Source organism: Kitasatospora sp. NPDC058162 (assembly GCF_042884005.1).
Taxonomy (GTDB): Bacteria; Actinomycetota; Actinomycetes; order Streptomycetales; family Streptomycetaceae; genus Kitasatospora.
On sequence record NZ_JBHVUS010000013.1, the window covers coordinates 148,569 to 161,957 of the forward strand.

Below are 13,389 nucleotides of genomic sequence, written 5' to 3' on the forward strand. Positions count from 1 at the left end.
ATCATCGGATGAGCACAGTGATCAGACGCGTCCGGACCGAAGAGTGGGAGCAGGTCAAGGAGATCCGCCTCGCCGCGCTGCAGGACCCGGCCGCGAGCATCGCCTTCCTGGACACCTACGAGAACGCCGCCGCCAAGCCCGACGGGTTCTGGCAGGAGCGCACCGTCGGCGCTGCCGAGGGCGACACGGTGCACCAGCTCGTCGCGGAGGCCGCGGACGGCCGCTGGCTCGGCACCATGACCGTGCTGGTCGAGCGGCCCGGCGGGGACGGCGCCCTCGGCGGCGACGTCATCACCGTCCCGCAGGCCCACATCGTCGGCGTCTACGTCCGCCCCGAGGCACGCGGCACCGGCTTGGCGCACGAGCTGATCCGGGCCGCCCAGGAGTGCTCCTGGTCGCTCGCCGAGCCCCGGATCCAGCGGGTGCGCCTGTTCGTCCACGAGTCCAACGCCCGCGCCGAGGCGATGTACCTGCGGGCCGGCTTCCGGCGCTCCGGCGTGTCCGTGCCGGTGCCGGGCGACGAGACCCACCGGGAGATCGAGCTGGCCGTCGAGCGGGGCTGAGCCCCGTGCCGCCCGACCCGGCTGATCAGCGGAAGTCCTCCACGTGCTCCCGTACCCAGGAACGGAAGCTGCGGGCCGGGCGGCCGAGCACCCGCTCGACCGTGTCCGTCACCCGCTCCGGCTCGCGGGTGAACGACTCCCAGGCCCGCAGCCGGGACTCCACGAAGGCCGCGTTGCCCCAGGCCGCCGTCAGCTCCGCGCGGGCCGTCTCCGGCGCCAGCTCCTCCCAGCGGACCTCGGTGCCGAGCTCCTCGCCGATGATCCGCACCAGCTCGGCGTGCGCGAGCGACTCGGGCCCGGTGACCAGGTACTTCCCGCCGTCGTGCCCGTCCTCGGTGAGGGCCCGGACGGCCACCTCCGCGATGTCGCGCTCGTGCACCAGCGAGCGGCGGGCCCGCCCGTACGGCCAGCGGACGACGCCCGCGCGGACCTGGTCGGCCCAGCCGAGCGCGTTGCCCGCGAAGTCGATCGCCCGGACGAAGGTCCAGGCCAGGCCGGAGCGGCGGATCAGCCGCTCGATCTCCTGGTGGAAGATCACCGCCGGTTCGTCGTCCGCGAGGTCCGGCACGTCCGTCGAGAGGTAGACGACCCGCTCGGCGTGCTCGGCGATCAGCTCCACCACCCGCGGCTGCACGGGGATCCCGGGCCACATCAGGTAGACGCCGTTCACCCCGCCGTCCAGCGCTGCCGTCAGGCTCTCCGGCGCCGCCAAGTCGCCCTCGACGGTCTCCACCCCGGCGGGCAGTGCGGAGGTGGATGCGTCCCGCACCAACGCCCTGACCTCGTGCCCGCCTTCGACCAGCGAGGCCACCACGTGCCTGCCCACACTGCCGTTCGCGCCGATCACCAGAATCTTGGTCATGCCGGGCCCAACACGGCCCCGCCCCCGCCTATGCCCGCTGCGGTCACGGGGCCGCGGGCCCCGAACTCCGGGCGGGGCAGTCCCAGTCGGCGGCGTCGATCGCGCGGCCTGCTGTGTCGGTGAGGTGGAAGCAGTGCGAGGCGTCGCCGGTCGCACCGGAAGTCGGACGGGCCGACTTCCGGCGCGAGGCCTTCGGAGCGGAGGCGATCAGAGCGGGAGGATGGTCAGCACCGTCGCGTAGTTGAGGCTGGTGACCCCGGTGGGGGTGAGGCAGCCGGTGAGGTCGAGGTTGGCGGCGGTGAAGGTCTCCACCACGTGGCCGCCGGCGAACTCGCCGGAGGTGACGGTGCCGGTCTCGGTGAGGACGGTGGTGGAGAGCCCTCGGACCACCGTGGCGGTGAACGGGAAGCTGCTGCTGGTGCCGGTGTTCCAGCGGATGGTCTCGACGCCGCTCTCGCCGATCAGCTGGTTGCAGCTGAGGTCGATCACGGCCGTCACGTCCCGCTCCCCGGCGGTGGCCGTGGAGTTGACGGGCAGGCAGCTGCCGGTCGGGCTGTGCTCGTCGATGACGTTCAGATCGCCGTCGACCACGACGGTGGTCGGCCGCACGGTGTCGGTGAGCCCCGGGCTGTAGGTCGTGTAGCTCCAGCCGGTGCAGTTGATGCCGGCGAGGGAGACGGCGGCGTGGGCGGGCGCGGTGGTGGTCACCGCGCCGCCGAGGGACAGGGCCAACAGGCCGGCCACTACGGGGATCCGGTGGATCCGTCCTCGTCTGATCACGGCTGCCTCTCCCCGGGGGTGGTGGCATGGATGTCGCGGTGGCACGGCACAACGGACTCTCAGCGGCCAACAGTCTCGGGGCCGGACCGCACTGATCACAAGCGGGTTCGGTTCATTGGCCGATCGTGACCGGAACTGTCCGTACCGGTGCGCGGGGCGACCGAGGCGTTGGGCTCATCCGATGTCCGACCTCGGCCCCGACGCACCCCCGTTGTACGCGGACGTCCGGCTCGACGCGCCGATCCCGCTCTACGGCCCGCCCGGCATCGCCGACCGGCTGGCGGACTTCCTGACCGACTCGACGCACCGCAGCCCGGTCGAATCGGCCTTCGCCGTCACCGAGTTGTCCGACGGACACCGGGTCGTGCTGGGCTCCCGCCCCGGCCCCGGCCCCGGCGTGCTGACGCTGACCAGCCGGGGGGTGGCGCACGGCATGCCGGCCTTCGCGCTCCGGGCGGAGGCCGGCGGCCGGTCGCTGGTCTACTCCGGCGACACCGCGCCCTGCGCCGCGTCCCGCTTCGCCGGGCCGGTGGCGCACGCCGACCCGGGGGCGGTCCTCACGGTCTGACGGCCCCGGGGCGGGTCGGTGCGGTGCAGTGCGGTGTGATCCGGTGCGGTCAACCGCCCACCCGCACCACGTACTTGCCGGTGGCCCGTCCCTCCTGCATCGCGTCGTGCGCGGCCGGTACGGCCTCCAGGCCCGGCAGTTCGGTGAGCGGCACGGTGAGGCCGCGGTGCGCCTGGAGGTCGAGGGTGGTGCGGATGGCGCGGGCGAGGCGTTCGGGGGCGGTGGCGGCGTAGGCGCGGTGGCTGAACCCGGTGACGGAGAGGTTGCCGCCCATCAGCCGGCCGAGCGGGGGCAGGTCGCTGACCTCGCCGCCGCCCGCGTTGCCGAACAGGACGATCCGGCCGCCGGGCGCGGTGACGGCGAGGTCGAGGTCCAGGGCGGCGGTGCCGAGCGGGTCGAGGACGAGGTCGACGCCCCGGCCGTCGGTGGCGGCGCGGACGGCGTCCGCGAGTTTCTCGTCGCGGGCGAAGGCGTGGTGGTAGCCGAGGTCGACGGCGGCTGCGGCCTTCTCCGGGCGGCCGACCGTGCCGATCAGGGCGCCCCCGCCGCCGAGCAGCGGGACGAGCTGGGCGACGGCGCTGCCGATCCCGCCGCCGGCCGAGTGGACCAGGACGTTGTCCCCGGCGGTCAGCCGGCCCGCGTCGGTGAGCAGCAGGACGGCGGTGGCCAGGCCGAGCGGGGCGGCGGCGGCCGCGCTGAGCGCCAGCCCGTCCGGGACGGGCACGGTCAGCACGGCGTCGGCGATCGCCACCTCGGCGAGGCCGCCGCCGACGGGCGCGGCCGCCACCCGGTCGCCGAGGGCGAAGCCGGTGACGCCCTCGCCGAGCGCGCGGACCGTACCGGCGACCTCCTTGCCCGGCAGGTACGGCCACTCGGCGGTGTAGCCGCCGTCGCCGCGGCGGGCCATCACGTCCACGAAGTTGAGCCCGGCCCAGGCGACGTCGATCGCGACCTGGCCGGGGCCGGGCTGCGGTACCCCGGTCTGCCGGATCTCGGACTGCTCGGCTCCACCGGGTGCGGTCATCACCAGTGCGCGCATGTCGGGCCCCCTCGACTACGATGTTCGACGAACGGCGAAATTGCCGTGGCAAAGTGGTACCACTCCGTTTCGGCGTTTGTCGAACATCGCAGATCAGAGGAGGTCTGACCGTGCCCCGCAGCACCCGCCGCCGACCGGCGCTCTCCCACCCCGCGGCCGAGGAGATCGACCTGTACGACGTCCTGCACGCGCTCTCCGACCCCACCCGGATGACCATCGTCCGCGTTCTGCGCGCCGAACCCGAACGGGCCTGCGGCACCTTCCCGGTGGACGTCGCGCCCTCCACCCTCAGCCACCACTTCAAGGTGCTGCGCGAATCCGGCGTGATCAGCCAGCGCGAGGAGGCCAACCGCCGGTTCTCCGCGCTGCGGACGGTCGATCTGGAGCAGCGCTTCCCCGGGCTGCTCGACACCGTCCTCGCCGCGCTCGCGCGCAACGAGCCCGGGGCGGAGCCCGCGGTCGAACCGGCCTGGCACGGTTAGGGGTTACGCGCCGACCGCGCGGTGCCGGCGGTGGTACGAGACGGTGACCGCCGCCAGCAGCGGGCCCCAGGCGACCGCGGGCAGGTAGAGGAAGCCGACCAGCAGGTGCCCCTGCGGGGTCATGTTCGGGTGCGACACCGCCCACCAGGCGAGGAACGGCGTCCAGAGCACCGTCAGCCCGGCGGCGCCGAGCGAGGCCGCCAGGACGACCCGGCGCGGGTTCACCGGCCGCCCGCCGAGGAAGGGGATCCAGCGCGGCGGCACCGTACCCCACGGCCGGACCAGGCCCAGGGTGAGCAGGGCCAGCGCCTCGGTGAGCACGCTCAGGGTGACCGGCCAGACCGCGTCCCAGCCGGTGAAGCCCACCGCGTGGTAGCCCGCGTCCGTGTACCCGCCGTGCCAGCCCAGGACCAGGCCGAGCCGCCACAGCCCGGCCGGCAGCGCGGTCACCGCGGCCGCGTGGGCGGCCCGGACGGCCCAGCGCGGCGGGGCGGGGACGGCGGGGGGCTCAGTGCCGGCAGTGGTGCGGGTGGCGGTGGTCGGCTGCGGCGTCGTCATGGCTCCACCCTCCCGGGCGGGCCGGTGGCGGCGCGTCCGTCCGGCGGCGGGCTTGCGCCGGACCCCTCCCCCTGCCGGGGGAGGGGCGTCTCAGCCCGGCGCCTGCCTCAGCGCAGCCGCGAGGAGGACAGGATCGACGCCAGGTGCGCCACCACCATCCCCCAGGTGATCACCGCGATCCCGGCGAGTGTCCACCGGGTCGCGGCCAGGTTGTGCAGCCCGGCGTCCACCGCGGCGGCCGCCAGCAGCACCAGCGAGGCCTCGATGCCGTTCGTCACCCGGTGGATCTTGAAGATGGAGGCGAACCGGCGGGCCGTCGCGATGCCCTGGGACCGCGGCTGGGTCGACTCCTCGTCCGCCGGCGGCTGCCCGCTGCGGGCCCGGGCCACGTCCACCAGGTCCGTCGAGGCCTTGAGCAGCACCACGCCCAGCGCGGCCGCCAGGCCCGCCGACACCCACAGCTCCGAGCCGCCGCGCGCCGCCCGTACGCCCGCGCCGATCATCAGCGCGGCGTCCGCCAGGTAGGCGCCGAGCCGGTCCACGTACACCCCGGCCATGCTGAACTGGCGCTTCCAGCGCGCCACTTCGCCGTCCACGCAGTCGAACAGCAGGAACAGCTGGAACAGCACCGCCGCGAGCACCGCGCCGGTCAGCCCCGGGATCAGCAGGGCCGCGCCGCCGCCGACCCCGCACACCACCATCACCCAGGTCAGGGTGTTCGGCGAGACCGAGGTGCGCACCAGCTGACGGGTGGTCCGCAGCGAGATCGCCCGCATGTAGAGCCGGCCCGCCCAGTGCTCACCGTTGCGGCTCTGCAGCTTGGCCTGCGGCTGGCACACCTCGCGCAGCTCGGCGAGCGCCGGAGCAGCCACCATGACGACATCCCTCCACCTGTCCCGAAACGATCACCACAGGCTACGGCCTCCGGGCGGGCCGCCTGACCAGCCGGTACGCCCCCGGCGGCCGGGAAAACCGGTGGGCCGCCCGAGCGCCCCCGGGCTAGGCTTCCCGGGTTCACCGGAACCGGAGCCCCCGGGCCCGATCGCCCGTCCCCGCAAGCCCGTTGACGCCGTTCCGTGCCGCGCCGCCGGCGTGCGCGGTCTCGTGCGAGACGGTCCGACGGGCGGCGGAGCGGACGCGCCCCGGGGCGGAACGAGGAGAGTCCAGCAGCATGGTGACCACGGACACCGCCCCGCAGAGCCCCGACCTGGCCCGACTCCTGGCCGGCCACCGGCCGCAGGGACCGGTCGAGACCGCCGACCACGCCCGGGCCACCGCCCTGGTCGACGCCCCCGACGCCTGGGACCGCGGCACCCCGCTGCACTTCACCGCCTCCGCGCTGATCGTCCACCCGCCCACCCGCCGGGTGCTGCTGCGCTGGCACGTCCGCCAGCAAGCCTGGCTGCAGGTCGGCGGCCACGGCGACCCGGGGGAGACCCTCCTGCTGGACATCGCCCTGCGCGAAGGCCTGGAGGAGACCGGCCTGACCGACCTCACCCCCTGGCCCGACGCCGCCCTCGTCCACCTCGCCGTGGTCCCCGTCCCGGCCTCGCCCGTCGAACCCGCCCACGAGCACGCCGACCTGCGCTTCCTGCTCGCCACCGGCACCCCCGACGACGCCAGGCCGGAGAACCCCGCCTCCCCGCTGGAGTGGCTGAGCATCGACGAGGCCCGGCAGCGGACCACCGAGGAGAACTTCCGCGAGACCCTCGACCGCGCCGCCCGCCTGCTCGGCTGAACCGCGCCGCCCGCCTGCTCGGCTGAACCGCCTGCCCGGCGTGAACCGCGCCCCCTCACCCAAGGACCACTGATGCACACCGACCAGATCCTCATCTTCGACGCCGACGACACCCTCTGGGAGAACAACGTCCTCTTCGAGCGGGTCATCGACGGCTTCCTGGACTGGGTCGCCGCCCCGGGCGAGCGCGACGGCGCCCGGGCCCTGCTCGACCGGATCGAGGCCGCCAACGCCGCCGCCCTCGGCTACGGCGCCACCGTCTTCCGGCAGAGCCTCGCCGACTGCCTGCGGCAGCTGAACGACGACCGCACCCCCACCGCGGCCGAGCTCGCCCGGATCGACGAACTGCTCGCCCCGCTCACCCGGCGCGGCGAGGTCGAACTGATCGCCGGCGTCGCCGACACCCTCACCGCCCTGGCCGGCCGCCACCGGCTCCTCCTGCTCACCAAGGGCGACCAGGAGGAGCAGCAGGCGAAGGTGAAGGCCTCCACGATCGACCACCACTTCCGCGGCATCCACATCGTGGCCGAGAAGTCCGTCGACACCTACCGGCAGCTCACCGCGGAGCTCGGCCTCGACCCGGACCGCACCTGGATGATCGGCAACTCGCCGAAGTCCGACATCGCCCCCGCCCACCGGGCCGGCCTGCGCACCGTGTTCATCCCGCACGAGCACACCTGGGTGCTGGAGCACGAGGAGCTCGGCCCGGACGAGGCGACGCTGCAGCTCGCGGCCTTCCCGGAGCTGCTGCGCCACTTCTGAGCCCCGGGCGGGGTGCCGGGCGTCCTCGGGCGTCCTCCCGGTCAGACCGCGAGCGCCGTCGCCGGCACCTGGCCGGTGCCCCGGTACAGCCAGGCCCGCTCCGAGGCCGACCACACACTGGTGGTCAGCAGGTAGAGCGCGGCGGCCACCGGCACCAGCGCCGCGAACAGCACCGAGGCGAAGGACAGGTACGGCAGCAGCGCCGCCCCCGGCTGCGGGGCGGCCTGCGTCGCCGCCGCAGTCGCCGTCGCCCGCCGGGCCCGGCGGTAGTTGACGTACCCGACCGCCGCCAGCCCGGCGTACAGCAGGCCGAACACCGCGAACTGCCCGGCGCCGTGCGCGTTCCCGACGTGCAGGCCCAGCGGCACCCCGAACAGGGTGTGGTCCAGCAGGTCGTTCGGGGTGGTGAACAGCCGGTACATCACCGAGAAGAACGGGACCTGGACCAGCATCGGCAGGCAGCCCGCGAACGGCGACACCTGCTCCTTCCGGTACAGCTCCGCGAGCGCCTCGCGCGCCTTCTCCGGGTTGTTCTTGTGCTTCTTGTTCAGCTCGGCGACCTTCGGCGCAAGCTTCGAACGGGCCTTCTCCCCGCGCGCCGCCGCCCGCGCCAGCGGGTGCAAGCACAGCCGCACGGCGAGTACGAACAGGACGATCGCCAGCGCGGTCGGCAGGACGTGCGCGAGCGTGGCGACCACGGTGTGGGCGACGGTGACGGCCGGGTCGAGAACAGACAGAACGGACATGGTGGAGCGAGCCCTCCGGGGTCTCAGGACATGAGTGGTCGGCGGAGGACGGCCGCGAAGGACGTGACGTACGGGCGGCCGCGGAAACGCGGGCACCGTACGGGGGAACTGCGGGACTACGCGGCCGCCGGGGCCGCTCCCGGAGCCCTGGGGCGTCGCCTGCCCCGGGCGTCCGGATCACGCTGCGGAAGGAACGCCGTACGGAACGCCCGGCGCCGCAGCACCCCGCTGCGCACCGCGGCCGGGGCCCGTGCCCCCAGCAGCCGCGTCCCGGCGAAGGCCCCCGCGACCGCCCCGGCCACCAGGACCATGGCCGCCACGGCGGCGACGGAGGCGAGCGCGCCGCCGTCGGTCACCAGCTGTCCGGTCAGCACCCGGAGCAGGCCCAGCAGCATCGCGACGACACTCATGGCAGGCCCCCCTCTCGACGTGTTCCCGGCTTCGGACGTTCAGCAGGACGATCGTACGGCCCGCCGAGTTCCCGTCCCACCGCCCTGTCCCACCACCCCGTCCGATCCCGCTGTTGTCCAAGGCGTAGCCACCGGTGCTACACGGGGCTACCGTGGAAGGCATGAAGACGATTACCCAGCGGGAGTTCCGGAACAACTCCGCCGCGGTGATGGACGCGGTGGAGGCCGGCGAGACCTTCCACATCACCAGGAACGGGGTCGAGGTCGCCGAGCTGCGGCCGGTGTCCGGGCGGCGGCGGCTCACGGCGGAGGAGCTGGTGGCGCGGCACGTGAAGCTGCCGCGGGTGGACTACCAGCAGATGCGCAAGGAGGCCGAGGAGTACTTCGGCCCCGAGGAACTCATCGGCGACGAGGGCGACGACCCGTTCGAGCGCCGGCGTGGCTGAGCGCCGGAGGGCATCCCGGCGGCGGCCCGCCGGGGTGCTGGACACCTGCGTCTACATCGACCTCGCGCTGCTCAACCCCGGCGACCTGCCCGCCGTACCGGAGCTGACCGCGATCACCTTCGCCGAACTCCAGCAGGGCGTCTCGATGGCCCGCGACCCGATCAGCCGGGCAGCCCGGCTGGAGGTGCTCGGCGCGGCCATGGCCGACTTCGACCCGCTGCCCTTCGACGCGGCCGCCGCCGCCCGCTACGGGACCCTCGTCACCCTGACCATCGCCGCCGGCCGGCAGCCGCGCCCGCGCCGGATCGACCTGATGATCGCCGCCGTCGCCTCCGCCCACGGACTGCCGCTGTACACGCGCAACGTCTCGGACTTCCGGGGGCTGGGCTCGGCGGTGGAGGTCATCGGGGTGTGAGGGCGGCCGCTCCGTCGCGCTCGACGTTGTCCGCGACGGCCGCCGCGTACCGCAGGGCCTCCCGCCGGCTCCGGCAGCGCCGCAGCACCAGGTTGTTGCCGGCAGTGCCGACGTGCGGCCCGACCGCGGCCGCGACGGCCCAGCGGGGGCGGCCGAGCAGCCGGAGGACGGTCGAGCGGAGCACGAAGTCCAGGCCGACGAGCGCGGCGATGGGGATCAGCACCAGGATCCCTTCACCGAACGCCGCGCCGAAGCGGCGCATCGGGTCGTAGACGTTCAGCGGCTTGGCCGTCGCCCGGTACCGGCCGAGCCACACCACCGCGAGCCGGACCCGCCGGTCGTCCGGGCCGGTGACGTCGACGTAGCCGATCTGCCCGGCGCGCTCGCCCTTCGCCCAGGCCTCCCGTTCCTGGACGGTGGAGGTGACCACCGCCTCGGCCACCTGCTCCCGCTGCCGCTTCTCGAACTGCGCGGTCCAGGCCTTCTCGCGCTTCTTCTGCTCGGCGGACCACGCCCGCTCGCGCTCCTGGCGCTCCTCGAGAGTGGGCGGGCGCCGCTGATGTGTCGTCACGCGGCCATCGTAGGAGAAAGAGTCAAGGACAGGTAAAGCGCCTGCCCTTGGCGCTCTTCCGTCAGCCCACCCGGATCGTCCGGCCGGTGGCCGCCGAGGTGCGGGCGGCCTCCAGGACGGTGAGGGTGGCCACCGCGTCGCGCGGGTCGACCGGGGGCGGGGTGCCGGGGACGGCCAGGGCGGCGGCGATGCCGGCGTAGAAGGCGGGGTAGTCGCCCGGGTCGGTGGGCAGCGTGATCGCGGACCCATCGCTGCCCAGGGTGCCGTAGTGCTCCGGCAGGTCGGCGCCCCAGCGGCGGGCGCCGTCCGGGCGCTGGCCCGCGCGCAGCTCGGCCTCCTGCGGGTCCATGCCGTGCTTGACGTACCCGGCGGTGTCGCCGAGCACCCGCAGCCGGGGGCCGATCAGCGGGGTGATCGCGCTGGTCCACAGGTGCGAGCGGGTGCCGGAGGCGTGGGTCAGGGCGACGAAGGCGTCGTCGTCCACCACCGCGCCGTCCCGCCGCACGTCGATCTCCGCGTACACCGTCTCGACCGGCCCGAACAGCGTGAGCGCCTGGTCGACCAGGTGACTGCCCAGGTCGTACAGGGTGCCGCCGACCTCGGCCGGGTCGGCCAGCTCCCGCCAGCCCGGCTTGGGCTTCGGGCGGAACCGCTCGAACCGGGACTCGAAGCGGTGCACCCGGCCGAGCGCGCCGCCGCGCACCAGCCGGCTCGCGGTGAGGAAGTCGCCGTCCCAGCGCCGGTTCTGGAACACGGACAGCAGGACGCCACGCTCCTCCGCCAGCCGGCACAGCTCCAGCGCCTCCGCCGCGGTACCGGCCAGCGGCTTGTCCACCACCGTGGCCACGCCCGCCCGCAGGGCGGCACGGGCCAGCGGCGCGTGGGTGCGGTTGGGCGAGGCGATGACGACCAGGTCCAGCTCGTCCGGGTCGGCGAGCAACTGCTCAGGAGTGTCGACGGCACGCGCGTCCGGGTGCTCCTGCCCCAGCTGCGCGCGGCGCTCCGGATTGGCGGTGACCACGGCGTCCAGCCGCAGCCCCGGAGTGGTGGCGATCAGCGGGGCGTGGAAGGCGGAGCCGGCCAGGCCGTAGCCGATCAGGCCGACACGAAGGGGACGGGAGGCGGTCAGCGGGTTCATACGCCCTACTCAATCACGCCGCCCCCGCCCGCCCCCGGTTTCCCTTTACTCCCGCTTTCCGACGGATCGCCTTCCGTCGGTCCGTCGCCGCATCCCGTTGGACGGGACGTTCTGTCCCCGGCCACCCGTGCGGATTAGGCTGTGCCGCGTCAGGGCCCCACCGCACGACCTTGCAACACTTCGGGAGACACGCACGTGGCAGAGCGCAAGCCCATCGAGTCCTGGCTGACCGACATGGACGGGGTCCTCATCCACGAGGGCACGCCGATCCCCGGGGCGGAGGAGTTCCTGCGCAGGCTGCGGGAGTCCGGCAAGCCCTTCCTCGTCCTCACCAACAACTCCATCTACACCCCGCGCGACCTCAGCGCCCGACTGGCCGGGATGGGGCTGGAGGTGCCGGAGGAGTGCATCTGGACCTCCGCGCTGGCCACCGCCAAGTTCCTCAAGAGCCAGCGCCCGAACGGCACCGCGTACGTGATCGGCGAGGCCGGCCTCACCACCGCGCTGTACCAGGCCGGGTACGTGCTGACCGACAACAACCCGGACTACGTCGTCCTCGGCGAGACCAGGACCTACTCCTTCGAGGCGCTCACCAAGGCGATCCGCCTGATCAACGCGGGCGCCCGGTTCATCTGCACCAACCCGGACGAGACCGGCCCCTCCACCGAGGGCGTGCTGCCGGCCACCGGCTCGGTCGCGGCCCTGATCACCAAGGCCACCGGCGTCGACCCGTACTTCGTCGGCAAGCCCAACCCGCTGATGATGCGCGAGGCGCTCAACACCGCCGGTGCCCACTCCGAGACCGCCGTGATGATCGGCGACCGGATGGACACCGACATCGTCGCGGGCATGGAGGCCGGCATGGAGACCATCCTGGTGCTCACCGGCCTGACCTCCGCCACCGACGTGGAGCGCTTCCCGTACCGGCCGACCCGGGTGGTCAAGTCCATCGCGGACCTGGTCGAGCTGGTCTAACCTCTGCGGTGCAGTCGCGAGCCCCGTCCCGGCCGAGCGCCGGGGCGGGGCTCGTTCCGTACGCGTGGGGAGGACCGGGCGGATGAGCACGACGGGGGACGCGGCCGGGGAGGTCGCGGAGGAGGCTGTGGAGGAGGTTGTCGGGGAGGTTGTGGGGGAGGCGGCCGGGGAGGGCGTCGAGGAGGCGGAGAAGCGGGTCACCTGGGCGGAGCTGTACTTCGACCTGGTCTTCGTCTTCGCGATCACCCAGGTCTCCGGACTGCTGCACCACCAGCACGACCTCACCGGTCTGGTCCGGGCCCTGGTGGTGTTCGTGCCGGTGTACTGGTGCTGGGTCGGCACCACCGTGCAGGCCAACATCCGCGACGTGGACAACCCGCGCGACCGCCTGGGCATCCTGCTGGTCGGACTGGCCGGCCTGTTCATGGCGCTCGCCGTCCCCGGCGCGTACGGCGGGCGGGGCGTGCTGCTCGGCGCCGCGTACTGGCTGGCCCGGGTGGTGCTGCTGCTCCTGCTGGTGCGCGTCCCGGGCGTGTGGCGCGGCCCGTACGGGGCGGGCGTGCTGGTCAGCGGACCGCTGCTGCTGGTCGGCGGGCTGCTGCCGGACGGGCCGCGGCTGGCGCTGTGGGCGGCGGCCGCGCTCTGCGACCTGTCCGCGCCGCTGGCGTTCCGGCGACGGCTCGCGAACGTGGCGTACCACCCGTCGCACATGCCGGAGCGGTTCGCGCTGTTCCTGCTGGTGGCGCTCGGCGAATCGGTCGTCGGAATCGGCGGCTCGGCCGCCACGGCCCGGCTGGACCCGCCCGAACTGGTCGCCGTCGCGGCCGCGTTCACCATCTCGGCCGGGCTGTGGTGGCAGTACTTCGTGTTCGCGGCGGACGCGATGCGGCACGCGGTGGAGGTCGCGGACTCCCGGCGGGACGTGGTCCGGCGGGTCTTCCAGTACGGGCACCTGGCGCTGGCGGCCGGGGTGATCGGGGTGGCGGTCGGCTTCGGGGAGACGGTCGCGGACCCGTGGCGGGCACTCGGCGCCGGGTCGGTGGCGCTGCTGTACGGCGGCTGCGGGCTGTACCTGCTGACCTTCGGGTACACCCGGTGGATGATGTTCCGCCGGGTCTCGACCACCCGGATCGCCGCGGCGGCGGTGGTGTTGGGGCTGCTGCCCGCGATGGTGCGGCTGCCGGCGCTGGTGGTGCTGGTGGTGCTGGCCGTGCTGCTGGTGGGGCTCAACTGGGTGGAGCACGTGAAGGTGGGGCGGGCAGCTCGGGTCGGTGGGGTGGCTTCGGTGTCCGCGCCCGGGTCGGCGTCGGCGCCCGTGGAGTGAGTTGTCGGTGGG

Annotated in this window: 17 protein-coding genes and 1 pseudogene; 9 read left to right on the forward strand and 9 right to left on the reverse strand. The window is 74.1% G+C overall.

Annotation, left to right across the window (positions count from 1 at the left end; genetic code table 11):
* The first annotated feature begins 8 nt into the window (after positions 1-8).
* Entirely contained in the window at positions 9-563 is a 555-nt protein-coding gene (locus ACFVXG_RS24135; protein WP_387930463.1) for a GNAT family N-acetyltransferase, read from the forward strand.
* Positions 564-588: 25 nt separating this feature from the next.
* Here ACFVXG_RS24135 and ACFVXG_RS24140 read toward each other — a convergent pair whose 3' ends face one another.
* Entirely contained in the window at positions 589-1,425 is an 837-nt protein-coding gene (locus tag ACFVXG_RS24140) for an NmrA family NAD(P)-binding protein (RefSeq protein ID WP_387930464.1), read from the reverse strand.
* 207 nt (positions 1,426-1,632) lie between these two features.
* Positions 1,633-2,205 (reverse strand): hypothetical protein, encoded by a 573-nt coding sequence (locus ACFVXG_RS24145; RefSeq protein WP_387930506.1) that lies wholly within the window; start codon positions 2,203-2,205, stop codon positions 1,633-1,635.
* 91 nt (positions 2,206-2,296) lie between these two features.
* Between ACFVXG_RS24145 and ACFVXG_RS24150 the strand changes: the two are divergent.
* Positions 2,297-2,710 (forward strand): annotated as a pseudogene (locus ACFVXG_RS24150) (hypothetical protein); the annotation flags it as partial.
* Between the two features lie 112 nt (positions 2,711-2,822).
* On the opposite strand, the gene ACFVXG_RS24155 reads toward ACFVXG_RS24150, so the two are convergent.
* A complete protein-coding gene (locus ACFVXG_RS24155) occupies positions 2,823-3,812 on the reverse strand; it encodes a zinc-binding alcohol dehydrogenase family protein (protein ID WP_387930465.1) in 990 nt (329 codons plus the stop codon).
* A 110-nt stretch (positions 3,813-3,922) separates the two neighbouring features.
* Here ACFVXG_RS24155 and ACFVXG_RS24160 point away from each other — a divergent pair, with 110 nt between their 5' ends.
* The gene (locus ACFVXG_RS24160; protein WP_387930466.1) at positions 3,923-4,294 is read left to right on the forward strand and encodes an ArsR/SmtB family transcription factor; all 372 of its coding nucleotides are present in this window, start codon (positions 3,923-3,925) and stop codon (positions 4,292-4,294) included.
* Positions 4,295-4,297: 3 nt separating this feature from the next.
* On the opposite strand, the gene ACFVXG_RS24165 is transcribed toward ACFVXG_RS24160, so the two are convergent.
* Positions 4,298-4,852 (reverse strand): hypothetical protein, encoded by a 555-nt coding sequence (locus ACFVXG_RS24165; protein ID WP_387930467.1) that lies wholly within the window; start codon positions 4,850-4,852, stop codon positions 4,298-4,300.
* A gap of 107 nt (positions 4,853-4,959) precedes the next feature.
* On the reverse strand, positions 4,960-5,727 hold the full coding sequence (locus ACFVXG_RS24170) for a CDP-alcohol phosphatidyltransferase family protein (protein WP_387930468.1): 768 nt from the start codon (positions 5,725-5,727) through the stop codon (positions 4,960-4,962).
* A 296-nt stretch (positions 5,728-6,023) separates the two neighbouring features.
* On the opposite strand from ACFVXG_RS24170, the gene ACFVXG_RS24175 reads away from it, so the two are divergent.
* Both ACFVXG_RS24175 and ACFVXG_RS24180 read left to right on the forward strand, forming a co-directional pair.
* A complete protein-coding gene (locus tag ACFVXG_RS24175; protein WP_387930469.1) occupies positions 6,024-6,590 on the forward strand; it encodes an NUDIX hydrolase in 567 nt (188 codons plus the stop codon).
* Positions 6,591-6,662: 72 nt separating this feature from the next.
* Entirely contained in the window at positions 6,663-7,352 is a 690-nt protein-coding gene (locus ACFVXG_RS24180) for an HAD family hydrolase (protein WP_387930470.1), read from the forward strand.
* A gap of 41 nt (positions 7,353-7,393) precedes the next feature.
* Here ACFVXG_RS24180 and ACFVXG_RS24185 read toward each other — a convergent pair whose 3' ends face one another.
* Together ACFVXG_RS24185 and ACFVXG_RS24190 are read right to left on the reverse strand one after the other, a co-directional pair.
* On the reverse strand, positions 7,394-8,098 hold the full coding sequence (locus ACFVXG_RS24185; RefSeq protein ID WP_387930471.1) for a YidC/Oxa1 family membrane protein insertase: 705 nt from the start codon (positions 8,096-8,098) through the stop codon (positions 7,394-7,396).
* A gap of 116 nt (positions 8,099-8,214) precedes the next feature.
* Positions 8,215-8,508 (reverse strand): DUF6412 domain-containing protein, encoded by a 294-nt coding sequence (locus ACFVXG_RS24190; protein WP_350504832.1) that lies wholly within the window; start codon positions 8,506-8,508, stop codon positions 8,215-8,217.
* A gap of 161 nt (positions 8,509-8,669) precedes the next feature.
* Here ACFVXG_RS24190 and ACFVXG_RS24195 point away from each other — a divergent pair, with 161 nt between their 5' ends.
* Complete coding sequence (locus ACFVXG_RS24195; RefSeq protein ID WP_387930472.1) at positions 8,670-8,954, forward strand: type II toxin-antitoxin system Phd/YefM family antitoxin; 285 nt, start codon at positions 8,670-8,672, stop codon at positions 8,952-8,954.
* Positions 8,947-9,369 (forward strand): type II toxin-antitoxin system VapC family toxin, encoded by a 423-nt coding sequence (locus ACFVXG_RS24200; protein ID WP_387930473.1) that lies wholly within the window; start codon positions 8,947-8,949, stop codon positions 9,367-9,369. Before ACFVXG_RS24195 ends, ACFVXG_RS24200 begins: the two co-directional genes overlap by 8 nt.
* Here ACFVXG_RS24200 and ACFVXG_RS24205 read toward each other — a convergent pair.
* Positions 9,356-9,940 carry a hypothetical protein gene (locus ACFVXG_RS24205; RefSeq protein WP_387930474.1) on the reverse strand — a complete coding sequence of 195 codons (585 nt, stop codon included), beginning with the start codon at positions 9,938-9,940 and terminating at the stop codon, positions 9,356-9,358. The genes ACFVXG_RS24200 and ACFVXG_RS24205 overlap by 14 nt on opposite strands.
* A 61-nt stretch (positions 9,941-10,001) precedes the next feature.
* Positions 10,002-11,078: a Gfo/Idh/MocA family oxidoreductase gene (locus tag ACFVXG_RS24210; protein WP_387930475.1), complete on the reverse strand. Its 1,077-nt coding sequence runs from the start codon at positions 11,076-11,078 to the stop codon at positions 10,002-10,004.
* A 195-nt stretch (positions 11,079-11,273) separates the two neighbouring features.
* Between ACFVXG_RS24210 and ACFVXG_RS24215 the strand changes: the two genes are divergently transcribed.
* Both ACFVXG_RS24215 and ACFVXG_RS24220 read left to right on the forward strand, forming a co-directional pair.
* Positions 11,274-12,053: an HAD-IIA family hydrolase gene (locus ACFVXG_RS24215; protein WP_350504836.1), complete on the forward strand. Its 780-nt coding sequence runs from the start codon at positions 11,274-11,276 to the stop codon at positions 12,051-12,053.
* Between the two features lie 82 nt (positions 12,054-12,135).
* On the forward strand, positions 12,136-13,377 hold the full coding sequence (locus tag ACFVXG_RS24220; RefSeq protein ID WP_387930476.1) for a low temperature requirement protein A: 1,242 nt from the start codon (positions 12,136-12,138) through the stop codon (positions 13,375-13,377).
* Positions 13,378-13,389 lie beyond the last annotated feature (12 nt).

Coding starts and splice junctions, on each gene's coding strand:
- ACFVXG_RS24135 (WP_387930463.1), top strand. CDS start 9: ATGAGCACAGTGATCAGACGCGTCCGGACCGAAGAGTGGGAGCAGGTC.
- ACFVXG_RS24140 (WP_387930464.1), bottom strand. CDS start 1,425: ATGACCAAGATTCTGGTGATCGGCGCGAACGGCAGTGTGGGCAGGCAC.
- ACFVXG_RS24155 (WP_387930465.1), bottom strand. CDS start 3,812: ATGCGCGCACTGGTGATGACCGCACCCGGTGGAGCCGAGCAGTCCGAG.
- ACFVXG_RS24165 (WP_387930467.1), bottom strand. CDS start 4,852: ATGACGACGCCGCAGCCGACCACCGCCACCCGCACCACTGCCGGCACT.
- ACFVXG_RS24170 (WP_387930468.1), bottom strand. CDS start 5,727: ATGGTGGCTGCTCCGGCGCTCGCCGAGCTGCGCGAGGTGTGCCAGCCG.
- ACFVXG_RS24175 (WP_387930469.1), top strand. CDS start 6,024: ATGGTGACCACGGACACCGCCCCGCAGAGCCCCGACCTGGCCCGACTC.
- ACFVXG_RS24180 (WP_387930470.1), top strand. CDS start 6,663: ATGCACACCGACCAGATCCTCATCTTCGACGCCGACGACACCCTCTGG.
- ACFVXG_RS24185 (WP_387930471.1), bottom strand. CDS start 8,098: ATGTCCGTTCTGTCTGTTCTCGACCCGGCCGTCACCGTCGCCCACACC.
- ACFVXG_RS24190 (WP_350504832.1), bottom strand. CDS start 8,508: ATGAGTGTCGTCGCGATGCTGCTGGGCCTGCTCCGGGTGCTGACCGGA.
- ACFVXG_RS24195 (WP_387930472.1), top strand. CDS start 8,670: ATGAAGACGATTACCCAGCGGGAGTTCCGGAACAACTCCGCCGCGGTG.
- ACFVXG_RS24210 (WP_387930475.1), bottom strand. CDS start 11,078: ATGAACCCGCTGACCGCCTCCCGTCCCCTTCGTGTCGGCCTGATCGGC.
- ACFVXG_RS24220 (WP_387930476.1), top strand. CDS start 12,136: ATGAGCACGACGGGGGACGCGGCCGGGGAGGTCGCGGAGGAGGCTGTG.